This is a genomic window from Paenibacillus sp. ACRSA (genome assembly GCF_022346845.1).
Taxonomy (GTDB): Bacteria; Bacillota; Bacilli; order Paenibacillales; family Paenibacillaceae; genus Paenibacillus.
This window is the reverse complement of sequence record NZ_JAKRNP010000017.1, coordinates 1-24,731: the sequence shown is the minus strand read 5'-3', so window position 1 is coordinate 24,731 and position 24,731 is coordinate 1. Positions and strand designations below refer to the sequence as shown.

The following is a 24,731-nucleotide window of genomic DNA, read 5'->3' as shown; positions in this document are numbered from 1 at the left end:
AATCACCTACTGATGATATTCTGGATTCAGTTTACCTTGGTATAGTGTAATAAAAGTTCCCTGCCAGTTACCCATGCCGCCAAACATATATCGGAAAGGCTTGTCCGACATAAAGTTTGTTTTAGGAAACAGTGTGCCTGTAGCAAATGTAAGAGTTCCATTTGAAATTTCAGAAATGTCTAAAAATGAATGGAATTGTTCGTACTTCGGATTCCACGGCATAATTCCATACGATCGATTAGGGTGTTTAGGGCTCGTAACTTTTTCAGACATGTTGTACCAATCATCATTTTGAAATGTCATTCTGCAAGGAAACAACTCTTTAACGTTCATTTTGCCTGATATTTTCGTTTCACTGATGCCCATGACAGCATACCCATCTGAGTCAAGAAGCTTATAATATTTGCCATTGCCAGCCCATGCATACTCCGTATCTTCAATTATTTTACGGTTCGGATCTTTGGGATCAGCAAGATCAATCGCAACGAGCTTAGTGATTCTGCAGACTGCCTTACCGTTGGGCGATGTACTTACCATGGCTTTGTTATCAAAGGCTTTTCCATTGAAGGAATCACTGAAGTATCTCGGTAACATCGTCATGATATTTGTATCATGCCAGAGTAGTTCCGCAGCAGACACCGCATACTTATCAACGGGTAGCTTTGTTCCCTTCTTAACCGAGAGCACGCGTTCAATTACAGTGATGGCTTGAGCTCTTGTTGTACTGCCTTCTGGAGCGATCACTCCAGGAGAAGTGCCTGATATTAAGCCGTTTTTGGTTGCCATATACATCCACTGCGTTTTCTCCACATCGCTAACACCGATTGCTCGTACAGCTACTTTTGACATCTCTTCTCGGCTAATTGCTTTTGTCCAATTGGAATCCTTAAAATCACCAGATTGATATATTCCTTCTGCTTGTGCAGCGTTAACGTACGGTGCATACCAAGAAGCACTTGCGTTACTACTGACCTCTAAATCCAACGCAGAAACTAGCATTTTGACGAATTCAGCACGAGATACATTGTTGTTAGGGAGGAAGGTACCATTAGGATAACCATCTACATAACCACGGGTAAGTGCGCCATTAATACTTTTTTCTGCCCAATGTCCAACAATATCTTTAAAATTTTGATCTGACAGACTCAGTACAGATTGTAAGTTTTGATCACTTAGGTTCGTTGTAACCTCAGCATTAAGAGGGGAAGCTACGTTTGTTTTTTTTAGGTTTAACTTTACTTGAGCTGTTTCTATTAAATTCCCAGTACCTCCAATTCCTCCGACAATCCCTGTTAACAAAGCTAAAGTCGTAATCCCTGTTACAATCATCTTTTTCATGCTTAATGCTCCTCTCGGATCTACATTTTTTCGTTCTGTGGTATGTACTTCTTCCTACCAGATACTAAATTTGACATAATAATCAATATTCTACCATGTGTATTTAGTTAAATGGTATTATTTCTCAGAAATATTCATCCAACAGAGTTTTTTTAATCTCCTTCCTGAGACCTATGAACCCTAAAAAAGCAAAAAAAGGCCACAAATCCGTAGATTCATAGCCTTATACTTTAAGGTGTGGGTGGTCCTATGTAATTTGAGAAAATAAAACTAATTCAAGGATAACCGATTTCCAATCATTTGAAAAGGAGTCATTTAAATCTTTCCTGAAAAGGAGACGTTGACCTGAATAGAAAAACTCGTTCATCAGAGATAACAAACAAGGAAACAGCACATCGTCCGGCTGGGTTATAAAGGAGTCCGTGCTGTTTATTAGAAGGGATTAAAGGTTATTGCAGAGCTTTAGAAGAAAATCCTTAAGGCGGTCATCATTTCTCGAAAAGAAGTAGCATAGCGATCTGGTGAAAAGGAAATGCTCATATGCTGCAGACCTTGTGTACGAATACGTTCACGTAGCCTTTTGTTCTTCATCAGATCTATGGCCTCCGCCGCAGCAGTATCCACATGACCGATGGGGTAAAACTTGCCCGTTTTGTTGTGTGTAATAAATGAACGTACGCCATCTGAGTCCGTGCTGAGTACAGGACATCCACAGCTTATCGCTTCTGCCACCGCATAACCGAACCCTTCAAGGATGGATGTAGATAACATCACCCCACCGGATTCCGCTGTCATGGAATAGAAGGTAGGCATTTGCGAATGGGGGACATTAACGAAAATTCCAATACGATCCTCAAGTCCTTTTTCTGCCAACATGTGTTTAAATAATACATCATCCTCAGGATTGGCAAGTGTGGGATCATGGAACATCCACATTCTGGCGCTGGGAATTTGGCGAATAATCTCACTAGAGATGTTAAGATATTCTTGCCAATTTTTATTATGTTCCAGTCGGCCAACCCAGGCGATAACCGGATAAGGAGGAACATCTACCTTAAGTGGACTAAAGGTCTGCGTATCCAGCATATTTGGGATGACAAATCGATGTAGCCAAGGACAGATGTGGATGAACATTTCTAACAAATGATCGGTAGGAGGAATAACAGCAGCATCACAGTAGGCCTGCAGGTAGGGAATAGCCATTTGAATTGTTTCTAGTGCTTGATCCCGTGTGCCGAGCCCTTGGGCTTCAAAGATAATCCGTCCATCATATCCTAATCCTCTAAGCCTACCGGGCATAGATATATCTGAAGTGACAATAACGGCATCATACTGATGTTGATCCAGCAGTTCCTTAATTTCTGCATCACTGGAGGCGGTAAATACGGGAGTGCCGGTGCCATTCTGTAATCCAGAGCCTGGGTACAGGTATAACACATGTGCTTCTATGCCATGACGTTTCAATACGGCTGTGCGTAGCCGATTCAAGGTGTCCACCCCACCACTCGGCACAAAAAATGTGAATAAAACTTTCACAAGGTTCACCTCTGACTATTGTGCAGGATTGTACATGTGTCTTCCTGTATTCTGCACAGATTGTTATCATATCCTTGGCAATGGGTATAACTGCTCCTAGGGTATGGTACGTTTCCCTAAAGCACAGGGTGTGGGTGAATGTAGCCTTATTCACATTTTAGACATATTTTTTTAAGCTTTCTTTTAAGGAACATTAAGCTAGGTTTAGGGTATTGTAGCTATGCTTGAATAAACATCCCGTGTAGAGCCGTCAGTAGATCGAACGATGGTACACGGGTTATTTTGAGTGTGAATTCAAAAAATGGACTTTTTGAGCAAAGCTTTGATGGGAAAGGATGAATGATGTGCTCGAAGTGAAACAAGTTAGTAAAGTGTATGATGGACAACGTGGCGTACATCAACTCGATTTCACAATGGAGCGCGGAGAGATCGTGGGATTTCTAGGTCCTAATGGTGCGGGGAAAACAACAACGATGCGTATGATAACCGGATATCTGCAACCAACTACAGGATCGATCACGATAGATGGCGTGTCTGTGCATGAACAAGGGAGAAGTGTGCGATCGAAGATTGGTTATCTGCCTGAGACGCCGCCCTTGTACCCGGACATGACTGTGCAATCGTATTTGAAATTCGTTGCGAATCTAAGAGATGTTGCACCACGTGAAGTGAAGCTACGTGTTAGCGAGATGATGAGTAGGCTGGGTCTACAGGGCCGAGAAAGGCAATTAATTCGTGGATTGTCCAAAGGGTACAAGCAACGGCTTGGACTTGCTGGGGCTATTATCCATAAGCCTGATCTGCTTGTATTGGATGAGCCAACATCTGGACTCGATCCGAATCAGATTATTGAGATTCGAGATCTTATTCGTGAGCTTGGTGAGAATCATACTGTACTGCTCAGCACACATATTTTGCCTGAAGTCAGTGCACTCTGTAACCGTATGTTAATCATCAACCAGGGTCAACTTGTTCTTGATGGTTCACCGCAGCACTTTGGATCGGCGATGGGAGATCAATTTAAAGTCGCTATTGAAGTGAAGGCAACCGAGGAACAGTTACATAACTTGCTTATTCCTTGGGAGAAAATTCGGAGTGAGGTTATATCACCAACTGGAGTGGAAGGCGAGCCAGATTCAGGCACGGTGAAAATGTTACTTACGGGCGAATCCTCCGAGGATTTCCGTGAAGAGTTATTTTACTTATTGTCTGGAGCTGGATTGCCAATCCTCGAGATGAAAAAGGAAAACCTTAGTCTGGAGCAGATCTTCTTGAAACTTACGACAACGGAGACACAAGCAGAAGTTGTATCGCAAGAAGAGGAGGACAGTCTTGCTGGTGCGTCTACTACAGGTACAGAGCCGAGTGCGAATCAGACAACATGCGTTGATCCGAAGCCAGATTTGGTGACAGACGTCCAACAATCCACGGAAGAGTCAACAACGGTGTCTGATAAGTTGCCTCATGCCCAGAAGGAGGAGGGCTCCAAATGAGACGAATGATGGCGGTTTGTAATAAGGAGCTTCAAGCCTATTTCCTATCACCAACATCGTATTTTGCGTTTGCGGTGTACGTCTTGATGACAAGCTTGTTGTTCTATTCGAGTTTTGTATATTATCAACCCAGCATAGTGGATTATCGCCTCGTGCTTGGTGATACATTATCCATGCTGTTATTTGTAGTTCCATTATTAACGATGAGACTTGTGGCAGAAGAGTTTCGACAAGGCACGGATGAATTACTGTTAACCTCTCCCGCACGAGTTACGGAGATTATTTTCGGTAAATATTTGGCTTCGCTGGCCATACTGGTTGTACTTATTCTATGTAGCTTGGTATATCCGTTCATTATGTCCTTCTTCGGAGAACTTGATCTGACCTCGGTATGGTTGTCAGCCTTAGGTTTGTTCTTCTTAGGCAGCAGCATGATGGCGATTGGACTATTCGCTTCAACGCTATCTCAACATCAGATGGTGTCTGCGGTAGCTGGTTTTATTATATTGCTCGTATTGTGGATGCTTGATTCATTCGCAGGCAATACAGGTTCTACTTTGCAGCAATGGCTTGATCCATTTGCACTAACGAATCGCTTTGACAGCTTCACCAAAGGTGTGCTCAGTGGCCCGGATATTTTGTACTATGTAACGCTCTCCGGTGTATTTCTGCTGTTAAGCATTCAAATTGTAGAACGAAAACGGTGGAGGTGAGAAGATGAAAAAATGGTTAAGTCATACCAACAGCACCGTATTATCAGTAGCGGTCATTGGCATCTTTATTTTGCTAACGCTATTTCTGAATTCGCTTGGAGGATTCCAACTCGATCTAACGTCCAACAAACAATACACCTTATCGGATCAGACACTTACTGCCATCAAAAATGTGAAAGAAGACGTCAATATTCTGGTGTTGACCGTTGAAAATGTGAATAATACTGTCTTGAATCGTGAAGTGTCGGATATGGTACAGGAATATACGAAGCGTAATAGCAAGCTGAAGATGGAACAATACAATCTGACGCAGGAGCCGGCGCTCGCTTCGAAATATGGAATTACAGGCAGCTCTATCATTCTAGAGCAGGGAGATCAGCATAAGGTCATTGATATTGCGAGTTTGTTCACAGCCGCAGGTGATGGAAACGATGGATCTTACCAATTTACAGGTGAAGAAAAGTTAACTCAGGCTTTGATGAATCTATCCTCAACTGAGATGCATAAAATGGTTTTCCTGACCGGTCATGAGGAGCTTGGTTTGGATCAGCTGACAACACTGCGTTCATCATTGGAGCAGAGCAACATCACAACAGAGGAGCTACAGTTGAATCAAGCAGGGCATGTTCCTGAGGATGCTGATGTGCTTGCTATTATTGGTCCACAGCGTGACATTAGTGATACCGAGCTGAAAGCCATTCGTACCTATCTTAGTAATGGTGGCAAGCTGCTACTGTCCCTCGGATTCCATGAAGATATGGAGTCGGCTTGGAAGAATATCGATGCGCTTGCCGCGGACTACGGTGTAGTGGATGAACATGCAGTTATGGTGGATCAACAGCAGGCAAGTACAATGGGACCTTTATGGGTTGTACCTGAGTATGGAACTCATGCAATCACGGATAAATTATCCGAAAATAAGCTCTATCCAATGTTATCTCTGTCCATTGCGTTGACTAGCCAAGAGCAGGACAAATATACGTTGTCCCCACTTATTCATTCATCGAATGATAGTTATGGGGAGAAGGATATTGCTGGTCTATTACAAAATGAAACTTCTAACGATCCGCAGCAAGATGTACAAGGTCCGGTGGAACTTGGGTATGCAGCAGATACGACGGATGGCAAACCCAAAGCGGTCATTCTTGGCTCTTCGATCTTCATGCAGGATTCAGAGATTACTAATGGGGGTAACCGTGATTTTATTCTGAATGTGACGAATTATTTAAGCGAGAAGCAAGATGGATTAACGATCAGACCTCGTATACAAGCTGGTTATCAAGTGGCATACCTAAACGGGGAACAAGCCAGAGTCATATTCTTCGTAGCGCTTGTCGCATTCCCGCTCGTCTTTGTTATCATTGGAGTATTCTTATGGTGGAGGCGTAGACGTGTATGAGAAAATGGATTCCAACGATACTTGCCGTAGTGGTTCTACTGGTGGGCTGGATGTATGCAGCCAGTCAAAGTTATTTTCGTGAAGAAGCAGCGGAGCAGGTGAAATTGCTTGGGATTCAAGCTGGAGACATTCAGGCGATTACAATTCATAAACCAGCGGCTGAAGAGAACAGCACGGCAAGCCAAGAGTCCTCACAACTGAAACTGGAGCAAGGGGTCTGGCAGATGGTTGAACCAAAAGCTTATCCTCTGAACGGCTATGCCGTAAGTAATTTGCTGGATGCTTTAAGTGCAGCGGATCAGGAGCTTGTCGTTGAGGAGAGTCCAACGAATGTAGAGAAGTATGGACTAGGTACAGATGCTGCAAGGCTAGACATACAGCTCAAGGATCAACGTAAAATCGAACTTATAATTGGTGGTCAGTTACCTGCCGACGATGCTCGTTATGTTCGTGTAGACTCAGGCGCTGTTGTTGCTGTTAAGAGTGAAACGATTAGTGGTATTGAGTTGTCACGGCGCGAGCTGCTGGATACAACTCCGTTCAACCTCGATGAATCGAATGTGCAGTCTCTGGACTGGGAGGCGGAAGCGTCCACATGGATATTAAAATCAACAGCTCAACAAGATACGGCAGAGAAACAGTGGACATTCAATGGAGCTGAATTGGAAGCAACAGATGCAGTCTCTCTGATCGGTAAAATAAAAAATATAACAACTGCCGATGATGTGCGCCCAGCCTCTGAGCTGAAAAACACCGTACCACGATTTACATTTATCGCGGAACAGAATGTGAATGGACAGATGATTTCGGATGTATATCGTGGGCTTACGGTTGCTTCTGACCCTGACCAGATCTGGGTAATTACTCCGGATGGCGAATGGGCTTACGCTCTACAGGCTGATGCGTTGAAGGATGTGGAGGATTCCGCCGAGGCGCTAAAAAAATAACTTATCTGAATACTCGTCTGAATATTGAAGATTGATCTAAAGGTGCTGCAGAAGTTGCAGCATCTTTTTTTTGTTTTTCATCTAAGGCAGGAAGCTGTATTAGATCAGGCCACCAAAAATGGAGGTTCCATATCCTTTCAGGATACCAGTGACCACAGAAGCGCATCCTATCTTTGTGACCAAAACCATAACCCATTGGAGGATGAGACATGCCAGCAGCCAAAAAGGCGAAAGCGATAACCTTATCTTTGACAAGTGCAATTTTTGTAATGGCGGGATTAACCGGTTGTGGTACAAACAAGGACGCTAACAACATGCAATCCCAAAGTGTGCGCCATGAAGTAAGGGGTCTAAACCGTTACGGAGTTGAAACCAACGGGATGGATGGTATTCGCGCCAACAATTATCGTAATCACAATGTCACCAGTCTAAGATCAAGTGATGAATTAGCTAAACGTATTACAGAAATGAAGGAAGTTAAGTCAGCTAACGTGTTGTTAACGGATCGCAATGCGTATGTTGCTGTTCGATTAACTGACGGACATGCGGGCAAGTTGGGGAGTAAATCGACTCATGGAAATATGAGAGGCATGAGCGTTCGTCCGAACAGCACCATGCGCAGTGAAAGTATGAGCGAAGATATGGGCGGTTTGCGCGTTCATGGTGGGGATGGAACAATGTCTCCGTATACGACAAGCGGTATAGCACCAGGGCTGAACACAGGTGTAGCAACCGATCGTGGTCATATGGGTAATGATCGTGGCCTTTACGGTACGATGGGCACAGGAGCAGTGGGCATGATGCGTGGATTGACCGACAGTGGCAAAGCCCGCACGATGGATAATGGTCATTATGGAGCTAAAAGTGAGGGGCAACGAGTGGATAGCTCGGACGATAATACCCCGGAAGAAATCAAAGGTAAGATCGCAGCCAAAATCAAGCAATTTGCACCTAACGTCGAAAATGTCTATGTGTCTGCTAACCCGGAATTTGTTGAGCATACAGAATCGTATGCAAAAGACATTCGTAACGGTAAGCCGATCAGTGGCATGATCGATACCTTCTCTTCAATGGTGGAACGTATTTTCCCAACCAATGCAATGAATCCGAATCATCGTGATGGCATTCTTGGTGATGGTACAATGAATCGCAACAACAACCGTGATGGTCTTATGAATCATAATTTCCGGTAATCAGAACGAATGAGACAAATGTGCCTTTGTGTAGATGTTTACATCTAGTGCAAAGGCATGTTTGTTATGTACATAATTTCTATAATGAATATACACTGCTTGTATTCGAGCGATATATGCAAATTAATGCCCATTTTTCTTATAAAACTGAACCATCGCCCTTGACCTGACATAAGATGAGTTGACTGTATCCCCTTAACCTTGTTACACCAACACAACCCGAGCAAGGAGGGGTGAACATTGAAGGGTATCGATCATAAAAGTAAATTTTTGTTGACCCACCGTGAACGCGAAGTATTCGAGTTATTGGTTCAAGACAAAACGACGCGTGACATCGCAGGGCAGTTATTCATCAGCGAGAAAACGGTGCGTAACCATATTTCGAATGTGATGCAGAAACTCAATGTTAAGGGTCGTTCGCAAGCAGTTGTAGAGCTGATTAAGCTCGGAGAACTGAAGATTTAGTTGCGAATTACAGTTAAGGTTAAGTAGCAGCATGAAAGCCTTTCTCTATTCTTTGTCATGAAGAATGGGGCAAGGCTTTTTTGCTCTGTAGTAATCTCACAATGATTTTCAAAAATTATACTGATCTATGCTCTATGTGCTTATCTCTGTTTTTAATTAAAATCTGCTCCAACTGAATATTGCCCATGAATTGGCAAGCAGACGTAACTCGATCATATTGACTCAAGCTCATATTTTGAACAGCCTGTTCCAGAAAGCCTTCAATGGGTTGCCACAAAGTAAGGGAATGGGAAGAATCAGCACCATAATAATACATAATATCAATACACGTTTGAATCATTTGGCGCCCTAATCCAACCATACACCAACGATCCTCTTTAATAATGAGCGGAATGACAGATTCCATAGACAGAGTTGCTTCTTCAAACTGACCATTGGTGATGAGCTTTTCAGCCAAACTGGATGCCTGGTAGCAGTATTGATGATCATTTCCGGCATTTTTCTCGAGGGAAGCAAGTTTTCTCAGTACTTCAATCTCACCCTCAATATGTTTCCGGTTTCGTTCAATATAGAGCAGCTCAGTCAGATTTTCTTGGTTCCAGCACGTCTGTTCCGCAATCCATAAATCTACAAATGTTGAATGATACGTCATCTCGAGCAGATCTTCAGACAGGCGAATGCAATCCGAGAGGTCAGCAGTATTGATATGAAAAAGGTGTTGCTCTCCAATTCGAGTAGGCTCAAATCCACAGCTAGTATCGAAGTTGGCTTCTTTTGCTTGGGAAAATAGTTTCTGATCTTCGTCCCGGTTGTACTGCTTCAGCAAGAATACACAGTAATATAATGCTTCGCCTATACCCTGATAGCTGTTTGTCTGCCGATCTATGATCTCATTCATTAGTAGCCTTCTTACAATCGACTCATAATGCGGCGCATGCCGATCTTCCCGATGATAAATAGCCAGTAGTACTTTGAAGCGATTGGTATAATTCGCATCTCTTTTTCCATACGTAGCATCTTGCTTCTCTATATAATCGACCTGTGAAAAATCACCCATCTCATACATTATGCGATCCAACATCTCATGGTATGGAGCCATCATTTGAAGCAAAACCTGCTTATGATCTGTTTTCATTATGTACTCACCTTTTTATGGAGTTTACAGTGTTGCTTCATAAATTCTTTCCATCGTTTCTTAGAAAAAGGCTGATAAAACAACTGCTCTAAAGTCTCGAACTGTTCTTCATTTAGAGAAAGAAATATCGCTTTTTTGGCAATTTTGGCACAGGGTTGAGATGAGCTTCTTGTACTCCCTATCTTATGTCTAATAGGAACATGGAATTGCAACAAGTCATGCAGACGATCCCAACCCTCCCAGCTTAATCGGCCTGCCCGCTTCCAATCAATCGCATATAAGACGAAATAGGGTCTATATTCACTTTGTCTCTCAGCAATGATCCATAAGGACGGGATGATCTTCTGCTGCTGACGTTTATTCATGACATGATCCACTCCTTTATGCAAACTCATTGTTCCAATATAAGGGGTCTCTGGAGATGAAACAAGTGAGATAGAGTATGTTCGCTGGGTATGAAAAGTGAAATTTAGGCTGCGATGATCTACACCAGAAAAGTGAAGGAAATACTCTTGATTTGCAGGCCATCGTTGTATAAAATGATGTTATAAAAATAATTTTCTTAAATTAATTATATAATATAAAAATAATTTTCATAGGGAGCATACTTATGGCAGCTATATTACATGCGTTGCAGCAAGAATTGCAAGACCTGCCTGCTCAAGAACGGCGGATTGCAGAGGTGATATTGAGTTCGCCCACAGACATTCCAGGCTGGACGATTAACCATCTTGCGCAGCAAAGCGGGACGAGCCCGGCGACGGTAACCCGTTTTTGCAAATCTTTTCATTTCAAAGGTTTTCCTGACTTCAAAATGAAACTTGCTGCCGAATTATCACATCCAACAGGAGAAACGGCATATCAGGATATCGTAGCAGGTAACTCATTGTCCAAAATCGTTGAGGCTATTGAAGCGAATCATCTAGCTTCCATTGCAGATACAACTCGTTTGCTGGATCTGGAGCGGGTGAGTAGAGCGGTTGAGCTATTGTGCGCTGCACGTCGGATCGATCTCTACGGTGTGGCTACATCATCCATTGTGACCCAGGATTTCTATCAGAAACTGATTCGGATCGGGAAGAGCTGTACGGCCTTCTCAGATTCACATATGCAGATCACCTCCGCCTCTTCGTTAGGAGAGGGAGATGTTGCAGTAGCTGTATCATATTCGGGCGAAACCCCAGAGACGATTGATGCACTGCATTGTGCCAAACAGGTCGGAGCCGCAACGATTTCGTTGACGTCCTACAGTAATAATAAACTGGCTACCGTATCAGATATTCCGTTGTTTACTTCTTCACTCGAAAAGGGGATGCGAAGAGGTGATATGGCTTCACGAATTGCCTTATTACATGTCATCGACATTTTGTTCACAGGCATGGTGAGTTCCGATTTTGACCAATTTATTCCGAAGCTTGAGCAATCGTATCACAGTGTACAGTCCTATCGGGTTCATAACAACGGAGGTGCTTAACGAGATGAACATACGTATTTTTGAACATGAAGAAGATTTAAACGTTACAGGTGCCGGGATTATTACGAGTCTGCTACAGACGAAACCACGAGCTGTGTTAGGGCTTGCAACAGGCAGTTCTCCAGTGGGGATTTATAAACAGCTAATAGCGATGGTGCAAAAAGATCTGGTTAGCTTCGCGCAGGCATCCTCCTTCAATCTCGATGAATATGTAGGTTTACCCGCTGAGCATAGCGAAAGCTATCGTAGCTTCATGAATGAACAGTTGTTCCACCATATCGATATTGATCTGGATAAGACGTATATCCCTGATGGTAACGCGCCGGATTTAGCTCAGGAGTGCGAAGCCTATGAACAACGGCTTGAGGATCGTGGCCCGGTTGATCTGCAAATCCTTGGCATCGGACATAACGGTCATATTGGATTCAATGAGCCTGGCACAGAGCTGACGGGTCGTACACATGTTGTGGCGTTGAAGGAAGAGACGAGAAAAGCGAATGCTCGCTTTTTTGACAGTATCGATCAGGTTCCAACGCAGGCGATTACCATGGGAGTTGGTACGATACTGAAAGCCAAACAGATTCTGCTGATTGCTCGCGGTGAGGAAAAAGCTGAGATTATTCGGCAGGCGTTCATGGGGCCAATTACTACGGAATGCCCAGCTTCACTGCTGCAATGTCACCCCAATGTGGTTGTACTATTAGACCGCGCTGCAGGTAGATGGGTGAAATGATTGGAAATTTAGCAAGAATAAATATAGAAGATTCAGATGGGTCGTTAAAGTTAATATCTACTTTTCAATTAAAGCAGTTTAATCAATTATAAATTTGATCCTGATAACGTTTAAACATCATAGGTTGGGTTAGGAGGTTGGTTGAATGAGTACAGGCGATATACAAGAGCTTAAGGCTAGAGATGCGGTATCCATTTTACGGGGGAAGCTTGTTCTTTCAGATCGTATGATAGACGATGGAATTTTGGCTTGGCGTGATGGGAAAATAATATATGCAGGCTCGCCCGAAGGGCTACCTGATTCAATTCGACGACAAGAATTATTTTTGCCTGTGCCTGAGCATGGCATGATTGTGCCTGGATTTATCGATATCCATGTGCATGGCGGCAATGGGGAGGATTTCATGGATGCTAATCCAGAGGTGCTGGATACAATCACTGCATTCCATTGCACTCAAGGAACAACCGCGATGCTGGCTACTTCGATGACCGCACCGAAGGACAGATTGGATCAGGTGCTGTATGAGGTTCATGCATATCGATCCCAAACGATGCCTTTTGCACAACTCGAGGGAGTGCATCTGGAAGGGCCGTTTTTCAGCCCTAAATGGCCTGGAGCGCAAAATCCGGAGCATATTGTAATGCCTAATGTATCGTGGCTAGAAGAATGGGAGCAACAATATCCTGGATTGATCCGGCAGGTTACATTGGCGCCAGAGCGTGAAGGTGCGTTGGAGCTAATTGCATGGCTGCGAAGTCAACGAATCACGGCAGCACTAGGGCATACAGATGCTAGCTATGATGAGGTACAACGTGCGGTAGAGGCGGGGTTGCATCATGCCGTACATACATTCAACGCCATGACGCCACTGCATCATCGACTTCCCGGGGCTGCTGGAGCCGTGCTCAGCGATCCACGCATTAGTGCAGAAGTCATTGCAGATGGAATTCATGTGCACCCAGCAGCCATTTCCATACTGGCACAACTGAAACAACCCATAGATCAACTGGTGTTGATTACAGATGCCATGTCTGCTGCAGGTCTAGATGATGGGGAATACGCCATTGGTGATCTTCCGGTTATTGTTGAGCATGGTGTGGCACGCTTGAAGGACGGTGGTGCGCTGGCGGGTAGCACACTAACTATGGTGCGAGGCTTCCGGTACCTTGTGCAGGAGGTTGGCTTAAGTGTTACGGCTGCGTCACGAGCAGCGAGTCTGACCCCAGCTCGTTTGCTGGGCATCGATCATCGGACAGGCTCCTTCGTTCAGGGCAAGCAGGCAGACATCGTGTTGCTGAATGAGGGATTGGACGTTTCGGGTGTGTGGGTAAAAGGACGGCGAATCGCTGAATCACTGAACTGAATCATGCCAGCGTCCCACGAGTCATATAAGATAGACAGTCTGGGCAGATACTGTGAGAGAGGAAATAGACTAGATTATATGATAAAATAGATCTCAAAATAAGATGGGATCTACGGATTACGCATCACGGAGGCGTGAAATATGGAACGCAATGTTATGCCTGAGCTTGATCCTTTTATCACAGTGCTGGCAGAGAAGCTGCACATTCACGGATATTATGCTTTCTATGGCGAGCATTATAATGAGACTGATATGGAGCAGTATCGTAAGCAATTATTTGCATCGTTCAGCAATATCGTGTGGGTAGAGCTGGATGCACGCAAAAAGTATATGATTGTAGATCATCGTGGACGCAACACGGTTATGAAACTGATTGAAGGTATGCTGAATACCCGGAGAACACTCAAGGCCAATCAAGCGATGAGTGGCACAAGCACTATGGATGTCCAGCGAGAAATTACACACCTCATGCAGGTTATGCGAATGCTACAATTTACAACATTTCGAAGATAATTATGTTTCCTTATTTTAAAAACAAAAAAAGGTGGACGGTATGTCTGATTTTATAAATCAGTATATCGTCTATCTTTTTTTTGTATATGAGTACGTCAGCAACTTCTAAACAACGACATTCGATTAGGTAGAAGCCCAAGCAATTGAAAGCGAGTTGAATAAGATGTTGGCACCTAAATAAATTGTGCTCATGGTTAGGAGACAAAAAATGATTATGTACCGCATCTTATTTTTGGAGACGCACCCGATGTGGATTTATGGTCTACCAAAAGGTTTTGAGAAATTGGGGCATAAAGTGAAAATCTGCGCTACAGATCAGAACGCTGCCCGAACAATTCGACGTTTCAAGCCTAATTTGATTATTGCCATGGGTTGGACACCGTCCAACAGTACACCTGAGAAACAACGGCTCATTGCTCAGTTAGTGCGAGCATCCAATGTACCGCTCATATATTGGTCAACAGAAGATCCAGGTTACACAGATGTGTTCTCATTACCACTCATTCGAAGGACACGTCCTGCTTTTGTATTTTCTATTCACCGACCAACAGTACATCGTTTCAAGAAACTGGCTATTCCAGCCGCACACTTGGATTTTGGAAGTGATCCGGATACACATTGTAAATCGAAACGAGTTAAGAAGTACAGAGCGACAGCGGCGCTAGTAGCCAATGGTTACTCCAAATTATACCAGGAGAAGCCTGAGCATTACCGTTTTAAGTCAGTACGTCGACTGATAAATCCTTTTTTAGCAGAAGGCTTAGATATCAATATTTATGGTCGAGATTGGAACAAGATGAAGAAACTGTTCAACCGGAATATTCCTGCAAAACATATCCATGGTTATCTGCCATATAAGGAAGCTGTCAAAGTATACAATTCCGTTGATTTTGTCATTGGTCCGCAGAATGCAGAAGACCGTCTTACCCAACGCACATATGAAATTCTGGCTTCTGGTGGCTTGCTTATTACGGATGATACCCCAGAAGTACGTAGATGGTTTCGCCCAGGTAAAGATCTTCTCGTATCCTCATCAGAGAGAGAAACGAGGCAACTGATTGTTAAATATTTGCGGAGCCCTCAGAAGCGGAAGCAGATTAAATACAATGCGGTAAAGGCTGCGGCTCAACATTCCTACAAAAAGAGAGCGGCATATATTCTTCATACTCTGACAAGGAAAGGCATTATTTAGAACGCATTCTTAGTAATTCAGATACGGTTACGAACGTAAATCCCTGAGCGCGAAGCTTGCGGATAATAAAAGGAAGTGCCCGAGCAGTTTGACGCGCCGAGTCGCTTGCATGCAGCAACAGAATCTCACCGTTTTGTACCCCTGTGGTGGAATTACGAATGATGGTACGGACTCCCGGATTCGTCCAGTCCATAGAATCTTTACTCCAGTGGATGGTCGAATACCCCAGAGAGCCAAGCAACTGAATGACGCGTTGGTTCATATCACCGTTTGGTGTACGGATGAGCTTGCATGTAACTCCGGTAGCCTTTCGGATAGTCTTTTCTGCTGCCTTAACTTCACTGGTGATCCATCGATTATTATGTTCAGTGTAATTCTCATGACGGTATCCATGCGAGCCAATTTCATAACCATAATGTTTAATTTTACGAGCTAATAGTGGTCTTGCCGACACCCAAGTACTGGATAAAAAGAAAGTTGCCTTGTCAACTTTGTTAGCAGATAGAGCTTCAAGGACTGGAATGGGCACTTTACCGCCCCAACCAATATCAAATGTCAAAGCTATACATTTTTTAGATGTATTCACACGGTATATTGCTTCGAATCGTGGATTCATTGAATGCCCCCTTTTCTAAACATATATATGTCAACCGAATTGAATTGATTATGCACTTGTCATAGTGATTACAGGACGGTGGTGAATCTATTGAAAATATTATTCTTAGAACGAGGGAAATTATGGTCGTATGGACTGCCTGATGGTCTAAGAGATCTTGGACACCAGGTACGAGCATCAGGGCCGGTTCAAGAGAGAACACTTCGTCAACAATTGCGTACCTACAAGCCCGATATGCTGGTGTCCGTAGGATGGGGACCGGATCATACTCGGAGAAAGCAGCGGATGGTGAGAAGGCTAGCAACTGAATATCGTATTCCACTTATTTATTGGTCGACAGAGGATCCGAATTTCACGGAGGTGTTTACCCTTCCTCTCCTTAAGCGTATGAAGCCTGATTACACGTTTACCATTTCGGAGAAGACGGCCAATAGATTTCGACGGATGGGTTATTCAGCAGCGTATCTTGACTATGCATATCATCCCAAAGTACATTTCCGAACTCGTGTGAAAAAGAAGTATCAGACGGATATTGCGCTAGTGGCGAACGCCTACCCAGATGTTCTGAAAAAGTATCCTAAACTTTATAGGAATCAATCTCTACGTATCCTTGTACGTCCGTTGCTTAAGAACGGATATCGTATTCATTTTTATGGTAAGAATTGGTCTCGTATGAAATCCATTTTGGGATGTGATATTCCACCAAACTGGATTAAGGGGCATATTTCCTATAAAAATGCTAACCAGGTATTCAGCTCGGCGAAAATCATGATCGGATTACAAAATTACACGGATATGTTAACCCAACGAACATATGAAACCTTAGGTTCATCTGGATTTTTCCTGACTTGTGATACGCCAGCAGTGAGAGGTATGTTGAAGCCCGGAAGAGATGTGGCTGTAAGCTCCAATCCAGCGGAGACGTTGAGAAAAGTGCGTTATTATCTAAAGAATGAGAATGAAAGAGAGCGAGTTAGACGTAATGGACGTTCTGCGATTGGAAGGCACAACTATACCGCCCGTGCACAATTTATGTTGTCGACACTGAGAAAAAGGGGAGTGGTCAAGTGATGGTCACCCTTCGAACGACATATAAACGGCACGATAAGGTCGCATATCTAACATTTGATGATGGTCCATCCTTGTACACCAATCAAATATTGGACATTTTGAAGCAACACCATATTAGAGCTACGTTTTTTGTGGTAGGTAATTCAAGCCCATATGGATTACGAATGTATAGAAAACTAAAAAGATTAGGTCATAGCATTGGAAATCATACGTACTCGCATCATTTTGATCGTATTTATCGTAGCCCAAAAGATTTCTTTGCTGATTTCGACCGAATGGAACGCTTTTTGTACCGTGTCATTGGAATACGTACACATTTGTTCCGTTTTCCTGGGGGCTCCAATAGTGAGCGAGGGTCTAGAATCGGTGGGCGTGGAACGATGATGGCCATAAAAAGAAATCTAACATCTAGGGGTTACACTTACTTTGATTGGACAATTGATTCCCAGGACTCATTGTTTCCGAAGCGTACACCGGAAGAGATTACAGCCAAAGTATTGCGTGAGAGCAGAAACCGTCAACGTAACATCATTCTATTCCATGACTTCTCTAAGCAGAGTATGTTAGCACTGCCCCTTATCATTCGCGGACTGAAGAAGCAAGGGTATCTATTCGATAGGCTATCTACAAACTCCTACAACTATCAAATTAAGGAGGGGCGATCGTGAAAGTATTGTTTCTTGAAAGCCACCCTATGTGGATTCACGGACTTCCTAACGGATTCAGGGACGCAGGTCATACCGTGAAAATTTCCGGCGTTCTTACCCGAAGCAAGTTATCTAGATTGATGAAGGACTTTAAGCCTGATCTCGTCATTAGTATGGGCTGGACACCGGAGCATACGGTCAATAAGCAGAAATGGATGAGAAGATATATTGGTGATACACGTATTCCCCATGTGTATTGGGCAACAGAAGACCCTACGCATCATGAATCCTTTTCACGTCCTTATGTCCGCGTAGTCCAACCTGATTTTGTTTTTACCATATGTCGCTCCATGGTGAAAAAATATCAACGTATGGGCATTAAAGCTGCACATATGGACTTTGGTTTTCACCGTAAAGTACATCGAAGAGGAAAAGTCGTTCCTCATTTGAAAAGCAACATTGCAGTGGTAGCTAATGGTTATTCTAGAATACTCAAACTGTATCCGGAGCATTTTCGCATTAAATCGTTACATCATTTGATTCGTCCACTAGTTCAAGAGGGTACTCGAATCGACTTTTGGGGAAAACAGTGGGAAGAAATGAAACCTGTTCTGGGAACACGCATCCCGCGAAGTTGGATACATGGATACCTGGAGTATCCAGATGCACGCAAAGTATACAGCTCCACCAAAATTGTCATTGGTCCGCAGAATCAACTTAATCAGGTAACCCAGAGGACGTATGAGATTTTGGGTTCGGGAGGCTTCCTGATTACAAGCGATACGCCTGAGATCCGCCGTTTGTTCACACCGGGTCGTGATCTAGTTGTTTCGGCTTCACCCAAGCAGACAAGCAAGCTTGTTCGATACTATCTTAAGCATCCCGAAGCGCGTGAAGAGATCCGTAGACATGGCCAGCGTACTGCACGTAAACATAACTATAAATCGCGTGCTCAATACATGATTCGTCAATTGAAGAAGCATAACATCCTTTAAAATAAATGACTACTCGAAAGGAAGGATGACCTCAGTAATGAAGAAGCAACAGATTCTAAGCCGGATTTCAACCAATCAAAAGCGGGTTGCTTTAACTTTTGATATTGCTAATGGTCATGAAGTGCCCCTACGTATGTTGCCGCTTTTGCAAAAGCTTGGGGTGAAAAAGGCTACATTTTTCATCACAGGTATCTGGGCGGAGGAGCACCCCAAAATAGCGAAGCGAATAAGGCGAGAAGGCTACGAGATCGGATCACATGGATATCGACATCAGGATTACAGAGCACATAACAATACATGGATCAAGAATGAAGTGAAGTTAGCTCAGAATGCAATAGTTCGTGCAACAGGAGTATGGCCCTGCCTATTTCGTACACCTGGTGGAGATATGGATCATCGTGTCATCAAGAAGCTCCAGTTATTGAATCAGACTATTGTGCATTGGGATGTAGACTCCTTGGATTGGAAACTAACCCGAATTAGCACTATTGTAAACCGGGTTGTGCCTCATACTCGACCTGGCTCTATCGTGCTGCTTCATGCGAATGATCCTTGGCATCAAAGTTTGAAGGCAGTGCCCATTATTGTTCGTAGGTTAAGGCGTAAGGGATATCGATTTGCAACGGTTTCTGAACTGTTGCGGCAGCGATAAATCTTGTGAAATTCAGGAGCCGATTCTATGCATTTAACTCGAAGGGAAAAGCGTGCTAGACAATTTCAATCCGAAGACGTGAGCGTTATCGTCTGTACCAATCGTCCAGAGCATTTCAATCGTTTACTTGCAAACTATGGTAGACAGAAGTATGCGGCCAAGGAGTTAATTATCGTACTGAACAATGATTCCATGAAACTGAAAGATTACATGAAAAAGATCAATAAAAGAAGTGATGTCCGGCTGTACCAAGTCTCCGAAAAAAAGTCACTAGGTCATTGTTTGAACTATGCTATTCGCCGGGCAAAACATCAAATCATTGCCAGATTTGACGACGATGACTATTACTCCCCCTATTATCTGAACACAATGATGTACACATTAAACCACTCAAAAGCAGACATTGTGGGGAAGAGAGCATGCCTTGTATACCTGGAATCCAATTCTAAACTGTTGTTGCGTCATCCGAAGGATCAAAATTGCATTGTTGACCAAGTCGCTGGTGCGACGTTGTTGTTTCGAAAAAAGGTTTTTAAGAAAGTTCAGTTCCAGCCAGTGTCACTCGGAGAATGTGTGGGGTTCCTAATCCGATGCAAACGAAGAGGTTACAAGATTTATGCATCGGGCTGGTCCCATTACGTTATTAGACGTCGCGCCAACAAATCTAATCATACTTGGAAAATCAGTGATCATCAGTTGCTCGTCCAAAGTATTGAATTAAAGAAATGTGATGCGGATTACAGAAGCTACGCCCTTAGTGAGCGTTATGCAAAGACATGATTTCCAATTCGCAATTTGATTCGTAATCTCTTTACCCAGGTGGAGGTAGCTTTGTCGGGATTGAAGAAGTAGAGTGATCCTAATGAGGGATCCTTACCCTTCAGAGCTTCTCTTGCGGCTCGAAAGGCACGTTGTTGCGGTTTGAGCCAGAACTGTCCATTGCTAATCACGGTAAAGGCAAGAGGCTCAGTAATCACTTCTACAAGTGATGTAGGGAATTCAGGGGATTTTAATCGGTTTAATACCACAGCCCCCACAGCCACCATTCCGTGGTACGGCTCTCCTCTGCTTTCACTATAGATTGTTCGAGCTAATAGATTTAACTGGATGTCTCCAGATGTTAGTTCCTTCAGACGAGGTATTGTCAGGCGATGCAATGTCGATTTTGGACTTATTTTAAAATCATGCTGAAATGCAATCAAATTGGCACGTATTGTTTTTTTCTTATATCCCAACAACCTCAGTCGTTCATTAAGCAACATCTCACATAACCTCCTCATAGATTCGAGTCCATATAGCAAACTTGGAATCTCATATGATTAATCTATGAAAAGAAAAAGCATTGCGAACCTCCCTTTACCCAGTTTCATGCCAAAGGAGGCAGAACATGAACAAGCCAATCGTTGCGATCACGGGCAGCTCGGGAAAGACCACAACGAAAGAGATGATCGCATCTATTTTGCAAACGCGTTGGAGGACATTTAAGTCTGTAGAAAATGGGAATGATACCTGGTTTACCTCACAATATAAAAGACAAATTACCTCTTATCATAAAGCAGTTGTCCTTGAGTACGGAATGAAGGAAAAGGGCGATATCAAACGTCATTGTGAATTGATTCAACCTACTTTTGGAGTAATCACTAATGTGGGTCGTGCCCACATCGGTCACTTTAAAGATGGATTGCGTGGTATTGCTTCGGCTAAATCTGAGCTTATTGCTGGAATGAACCGCAAGGGGATGCTTTTTCTCAATAAAGATGATCCTCATTCGAAACGACTAAATCTTAAATCTTTCCAAGGTAAACGAATAACAGTAGGTGTACAAAACAAGGCAGATTTCAATGCACGAAATATCCGCTATAGCTCAAAAGGCATGAATTTCACCGTGTGTTTGAACAAAATTAAACATCGTTTTCACATTCCCTGTTTTGGGAAATGTAATGTTTACAATGCCTTGTTTGCTATTGCCGTTTCCCATCATCTTGGCTGTTCAGTTGCAGAGATTAAACGAGGATTTCGTAAAATGGAGAAGCCTTATGGTCGTCTTTCCGTGTTCAAAAATCATCGTAAAATAACGGTAATCAATGATAGTTTTAATACGAAACCTGAACTGGATTCTGCACTTGAAGTTTTGAGACATGTTGGTTCAACTGGAGGAAGAAAAATCGCTATTCTAGGGGATATACAGGATTTGGGCAAACATGCTAAACGAATTCATTTGGCACAAGGACGGAAATTGGGGAAAAAGAAGTTAGACTTGTTATATACGTTTGGTAACCATTCCAGGTATCTGAGCATTGGTGCACAACAAGAGGGTATGTCTTCGAAACAAGTTAAGCATTTCACTCAAATATACGCATTAAAAAGAGTACTGGCAATGCAACGGAAAACAGGAGATACATTTTTATTGAAAGGCTCAACCAACGGTCATCCTGTCAAATTAATGGATGTAGCGGATTGGCTTATCCGATAATTCAAGGAGATATAGAACACCTATGACAACAAAGGAGATCAACCCATTGGTCGTCTCCTTTGAGTATCCTATTCCTATTTCAAATAACCAGCACTTAATGTGCTTATCTGAATGAGGTCACAAAACTACTGAACAATGTGCGGACATCATACTGATACTGATGAATGGGTTCAATCGGTCGATTTACTCCCAGTAGGGTGTACACAGCAATCCGCGCTGCCCGAACCGAATATTCTTCCGTGAACACCACGTCATCAGGAATCTCGCAGAATTGACTGATAAAGGCAAGATTGGTGGAGCCGTCAGGAACGACCTTTGGTCGATCACTGTTCAATCTGGGCATAAATTGCGCTGTAATGTAAGGCATCATACATGGGATACAGTTAGCAGTAGCCATAATGGCTTCTTGATGTTCCTGAAAATGAAGATGGCCGATGAGTTCCTGCATGATTTCCTCTCCCGTACAATCACACATGCGTTTTTTCACGTAGTCACCTACGTTATCGGGATATAAGCCGTAACCCCAGAATACGTTGACATGCTCTGGTTGCCCACGGAAGTGTGGTTGGAAGGCGAGCACGACGGACATAAACCAACTGGAATCTTTGAAGGTGACTAACGCGCCGGTACCTGCACGATTACGCGTGAATTTCTCCATCAGATCGAAGAACACTGAATCTTGAAAAGTAACGGTAAACGATTCCCATTTGGACTCATCTACATGATCGTTAAAAGAAGAAGGGTTGCCAAGTAAAGGTTTCTTGGCGGCAATGTTCTCCCATAGCTTCCAAGAGCTGCCCTTGCCGTTCAGCTTCGGAGCGGAAGACATGGAACCAATATCCGCTCCCTCGGTCATCGAACCGTTGGTGACAATGACCAGATCACCTTCATGAATGTCGATGAAATCTTTGTTACCATTCCGGCGTACATGCATCCGTTCCACTGTAATACCATCGCCTTCTTTGAAATCCAGATCGGTGACGGTGCATTTCAGGGTGAAATCTACGCCGAATGGTTCAAGGTATTTTTGCAAAGGTAAGATGATGGAATCATATTGATTGTATGGAGTGCGTGTAACACCTTCGAGCGTTTGAATTCTAGGGAATTCGTGAAAGAAGCGGAGCATATATCGCTTGAATTCTACAGCACTGTGCCAAGGCTGGAACGCAAAGGTGGTAGCCCACATATACCAGAAGTTTGTTTGGAAAAAGTGAGGGCCAAACCAATCACTGATCCGTAATTTACCTAGTGTATCTTCAGGTGTGATAATCAGCTTGCCCATCGCCAGCCTGTCGGCCATATCAAAGCCCATAGAGAGCACATCTTCGACCTCGCCGTCACGATTAATGAGCCGAGCGTTGGAGTGGGTGGGGTTAGCATGATCAAACTCGGTAATCTCTTGTCTGACCGACAAACCAGGACGATCGATAGAGGGAATGGAAGCCAGTAGCTCCCAGAGATTCTCATAAGCCTCGTCATTGAGCATTCGTCCACCGCGGATGATATATCCTTGATCGGGGTTACCAGCGCCGTCGTTACTACCACCCAGAATGTTCATCTCTTCGATAATGTGAATGTGCTCTCCTGGGAAGTCGCAGTCTCGGACAAGATATGCTGCCCCTGCTAATGAAGCAATGCCGCCGCCTACAAAATAGACCTGTTTATTACCGTATTCGTTCTTCACAATGATTCGCCTCCATAAGGGTTCTGTAATCACATCCCTAATGTAAACCTTGCAGGTGAAGTAAGGTATGGTCAAAAGAATGGGAGTGTCTACTTTTTAGTCACTTTTGGGAAATTGTCTAAATTTTGAGTTATGCGATGCCACCATACATACAAGTAAGTTGAAAATAAGATATATAAGTAAGTGAGCGATAGACGAAATAAGCTGCGCATCCTTAGGTGGATGGCAGCTTATTCTCATATCTGTGTAATGCTCGTACCACGTTGCCTTCGATCAGCTCACTAAGCTTTTCAATGATCTGTTTTGGCGGCTCTGACATGTGGCCTCTCATCCACTGAATGATCAGCCCAGTAAACGCCAAGGTGTAAAAGTTGGCCACAAACTCCTTGTCCTCACTTCGTACCTGGATCCCGCAAGCTAGTTCATCGATGACACCCATGATTAGATCATGCGTTACCTCATAGAGATATCCATCAAGGTGGGTTCGTCCAAGAGAATCCAAAGTATTGAAGCAGAACGCCTTATTATCCTCGATATAACAAAAGATTTTATAGAATCCATCCGTCCATGTACTGTAGCTTCGATACTCCGTTAGACTTTCCACCGCTTCGGTCTTATAGATCCACTCAAGCAGCGCATAAATATCCTGAAAATGATAATAAAAGGTTTGCCGGTTCACACCACAATCGTCAACCAGATGTTTGACTGTAATCTTGTTTAGCGGTACATGCTCCATCAGTAATTTAAGCGAACGAGCCAGCGCCTTTTTGGTTAGGTGAGAAGCAGACATATCATTTCACCTCTTCGTAAGGATTAGCTACATTATCAGTCAAACATGCAGCAGACTCCATGACCAAAAACACAAAAAAGAAAAACAAAAATCAAAAGGAAGCACAAAGCAGGCACGAGAAAAGGAACTGAATCAAAAACCAAAACTAAGATTGAAACAAAGATCAGGAACAAGGAAACAGAACCCATAAGCATAATTCAAGAATCAAAAAAGAAATGAATAACCCAAAATTCAAAAGAAAATAAATCCCGCCAACCAATTTAAACCAAAAAACTCTAAACGTCACCCCAACCCTCTAAAACCAAAAAT

At 43.4% G+C, this 24,731-nt stretch carries 25 protein-coding genes; 17 read left to right on the top strand and 8 right to left on the bottom strand.

The features are described from left to right. Positions 1–6: 6 nt before the first annotated feature. Both MH215_RS26375 and MH215_RS26370 read right to left on the bottom strand, forming a co-directional pair. Complete coding sequence (locus tag MH215_RS26375) at positions 7–1,338, bottom strand: S-layer homology domain-containing protein (RefSeq protein WP_239293965.1); 1,332 nt, start codon at positions 1,336–1,338, stop codon at positions 7–9. Between the two features lie 462 nt (positions 1,339–1,800). After that, complete coding sequence (locus MH215_RS26370; RefSeq protein WP_239293964.1) at positions 1,801–2,874, bottom strand: glycosyltransferase family 4 protein; 1,074 nt, start codon at positions 2,872–2,874, stop codon at positions 1,801–1,803. Between the two features lie 344 nt (positions 2,875–3,218). Here MH215_RS26370 and MH215_RS26365 point away from each other — a divergent pair, with 344 nt between their 5' ends. The 6 genes from MH215_RS26365 (at position 3,219) to MH215_RS26340 (ending at position 9,084) form a co-directional block, all read left to right on the top strand. Continuing rightward, positions 3,219–4,367 (top strand): ABC transporter ATP-binding protein, encoded by a 1,149-nt coding sequence (locus MH215_RS26365; RefSeq protein WP_239293963.1) that lies wholly within the window; start codon positions 3,219–3,221, stop codon positions 4,365–4,367. Next, positions 4,364–5,080, top strand: a complete 717-nt coding sequence (locus MH215_RS26360; protein ID WP_128103352.1) for an ABC transporter permease subunit — start codon at positions 4,364–4,366, stop codon at positions 5,078–5,080. The genes MH215_RS26365 and MH215_RS26360 overlap by 4 nt, the downstream gene beginning before the upstream one ends. A gap of 4 nt (positions 5,081–5,084) precedes the next feature. Continuing rightward, the gene (locus tag MH215_RS26355; RefSeq protein ID WP_239293962.1) at positions 5,085–6,479 is read left to right on the top strand and encodes a GldG family protein; all 1,395 of its coding nucleotides are present in this window, start codon (positions 5,085–5,087) and stop codon (positions 6,477–6,479) included. Beyond that, entirely contained in the window at positions 6,476–7,426 is a 951-nt protein-coding gene (locus tag MH215_RS26350; RefSeq protein WP_239293961.1) for a DUF4340 domain-containing protein, read from the top strand. The genes MH215_RS26355 and MH215_RS26350 overlap by 4 nt, the downstream gene beginning before the upstream one ends. Before the next feature lie 209 nt (positions 7,427–7,635). Then, on the top strand, positions 7,636–8,619 hold the full coding sequence (locus MH215_RS26345; RefSeq protein ID WP_239293960.1) for a YhcN/YlaJ family sporulation lipoprotein: 984 nt from the start codon (positions 7,636–7,638) through the stop codon (positions 8,617–8,619). A gap of 240 nt (positions 8,620–8,859) precedes the next feature. After that, the gene (locus MH215_RS26340) at positions 8,860–9,084 is read left to right on the top strand and encodes a helix-turn-helix domain-containing protein (protein ID WP_017692532.1); all 225 of its coding nucleotides are present in this window, start codon (positions 8,860–8,862) and stop codon (positions 9,082–9,084) included. Between the two features lie 115 nt (positions 9,085–9,199). Here the strand turns inward: MH215_RS26340 and MH215_RS26335 are convergent, their stop codons facing one another. Both MH215_RS26335 and MH215_RS26330 read right to left on the bottom strand, forming a co-directional pair. Then, a complete protein-coding gene (locus MH215_RS26335) occupies positions 9,200–10,219 on the bottom strand; it encodes a hypothetical protein (protein WP_239293959.1) in 1,020 nt (339 codons plus the stop codon). Continuing rightward, positions 10,219–10,584 (bottom strand): hypothetical protein, encoded by a 366-nt coding sequence (locus MH215_RS26330; RefSeq protein WP_239293958.1) that lies wholly within the window; start codon positions 10,582–10,584, stop codon positions 10,219–10,221. Before MH215_RS26330 ends, MH215_RS26335 begins: the two co-directional genes overlap by 1 nt. 245 nt (positions 10,585–10,829) lie before the next feature. Between MH215_RS26330 and MH215_RS26325 the strand changes: the two genes are divergently transcribed. The 5 genes from MH215_RS26325 (at position 10,830) to MH215_RS26305 (ending at position 15,494) form a co-directional block, all read left to right on the top strand. Beyond that, positions 10,830–11,693, top strand: a complete 864-nt coding sequence (locus MH215_RS26325) for a MurR/RpiR family transcriptional regulator (protein WP_239293957.1) — start codon at positions 10,830–10,832, stop codon at positions 11,691–11,693. Between the two features lie 4 nt (positions 11,694–11,697). Continuing rightward, complete coding sequence (gene nagB / locus MH215_RS26320) at positions 11,698–12,426, top strand: glucosamine-6-phosphate deaminase (protein ID WP_145049824.1); 729 nt, start codon at positions 11,698–11,700, stop codon at positions 12,424–12,426. A gap of 145 nt (positions 12,427–12,571) precedes the next feature. Next, positions 12,572–13,789 carry an N-acetylglucosamine-6-phosphate deacetylase gene (nagA, locus tag MH215_RS26315; protein ID WP_239293956.1) on the top strand — a complete coding sequence of 406 codons (1,218 nt, stop codon included), beginning with the start codon at positions 12,572–12,574 and terminating at the stop codon, positions 13,787–13,789. A gap of 141 nt (positions 13,790–13,930) precedes the next feature. Further along, positions 13,931–14,302: a hypothetical protein gene (locus MH215_RS26310; RefSeq protein ID WP_239293955.1), complete on the top strand. Its 372-nt coding sequence runs from the start codon at positions 13,931–13,933 to the stop codon at positions 14,300–14,302. A 208-nt stretch (positions 14,303–14,510) separates the two neighbouring features. After that, positions 14,511–15,494, top strand: coding sequence for a CgeB family protein (locus MH215_RS26305; RefSeq protein WP_239293954.1), 984 nt, complete (start codon positions 14,511–14,513; stop codon positions 15,492–15,494). On the opposite strand, the gene MH215_RS26300 is transcribed toward MH215_RS26305, so the two are convergent. Next, positions 15,487–16,110, bottom strand: a complete 624-nt coding sequence (locus MH215_RS26300) for a polysaccharide deacetylase family protein (protein WP_239293953.1) — start codon at positions 16,108–16,110, stop codon at positions 15,487–15,489. The two genes, MH215_RS26305 and MH215_RS26300, sit on opposite strands and share 8 nt — an antisense overlap. 81 nt (positions 16,111–16,191) lie before the next feature. On the opposite strand from MH215_RS26300, the gene MH215_RS26295 reads away from it, so the two are divergent. The 5 genes from MH215_RS26295 to MH215_RS26275 are packed head-to-tail and all read left to right on the top strand — an operon-like array spanning position 16,192 to position 20,255. Continuing rightward, entirely contained in the window at positions 16,192–17,181 is a 990-nt protein-coding gene (locus MH215_RS26295) for a CgeB family protein (RefSeq protein WP_239293952.1), read from the top strand. Further along, entirely contained in the window at positions 17,181–17,849 is a 669-nt protein-coding gene (locus MH215_RS26290; RefSeq protein ID WP_239293951.1) for a polysaccharide deacetylase family protein, read from the top strand. Before MH215_RS26295 ends, MH215_RS26290 begins: the two co-directional genes overlap by 1 nt. Then, on the top strand, positions 17,846–18,823 hold the full coding sequence (locus tag MH215_RS26285; RefSeq protein ID WP_239293950.1) for a CgeB family protein: 978 nt from the start codon (positions 17,846–17,848) through the stop codon (positions 18,821–18,823). The genes MH215_RS26290 and MH215_RS26285 overlap by 4 nt, the downstream gene beginning before the upstream one ends. Before the next feature lie 37 nt (positions 18,824–18,860). Further along, positions 18,861–19,475 carry a polysaccharide deacetylase family protein gene (locus MH215_RS26280; RefSeq protein ID WP_239293949.1) on the top strand — a complete coding sequence of 205 codons (615 nt, stop codon included), beginning with the start codon at positions 18,861–18,863 and terminating at the stop codon, positions 19,473–19,475. A 27-nt stretch (positions 19,476–19,502) separates the two neighbouring features. Further along, a complete protein-coding gene (locus tag MH215_RS26275) occupies positions 19,503–20,255 on the top strand; it encodes a glycosyltransferase family 2 protein (protein ID WP_239293948.1) in 753 nt (250 codons plus the stop codon). Here MH215_RS26275 and MH215_RS26270 read toward each other — a convergent pair. Beyond that, positions 20,240–20,737 carry a cell wall hydrolase gene (locus tag MH215_RS26270; protein WP_239293947.1) on the bottom strand — a complete coding sequence of 166 codons (498 nt, stop codon included), beginning with the start codon at positions 20,735–20,737 and terminating at the stop codon, positions 20,240–20,242. The two genes, MH215_RS26275 and MH215_RS26270, sit on opposite strands and share 16 nt — an antisense overlap. Before the next feature lie 125 nt (positions 20,738–20,862). Between MH215_RS26270 and MH215_RS26265 the strand changes: the two genes are divergently transcribed. Continuing rightward, positions 20,863–21,948, top strand: coding sequence for a UDP-N-acetylmuramoyl-tripeptide--D-alanyl-D-alanine ligase (locus tag MH215_RS26265; protein ID WP_239293946.1), 1,086 nt, complete (start codon positions 20,863–20,865; stop codon positions 21,946–21,948). Positions 21,949–22,051: 103 nt separating this feature from the next. Here MH215_RS26265 and MH215_RS26260 read toward each other — a convergent pair whose 3' ends face one another. Both MH215_RS26260 and MH215_RS26255 read right to left on the bottom strand, forming a co-directional pair. Then, on the bottom strand, positions 22,052–23,632 hold the full coding sequence (locus MH215_RS26260) for an oleate hydratase (RefSeq protein WP_239293945.1): 1,581 nt from the start codon (positions 23,630–23,632) through the stop codon (positions 22,052–22,054). Between the two features lie 214 nt (positions 23,633–23,846). After that, positions 23,847–24,422: a TetR/AcrR family transcriptional regulator gene (locus MH215_RS26255; RefSeq protein ID WP_056702755.1), complete on the bottom strand. Its 576-nt coding sequence runs from the start codon at positions 24,420–24,422 to the stop codon at positions 23,847–23,849. Positions 24,423–24,731: the final 309 nt, after the last annotated feature.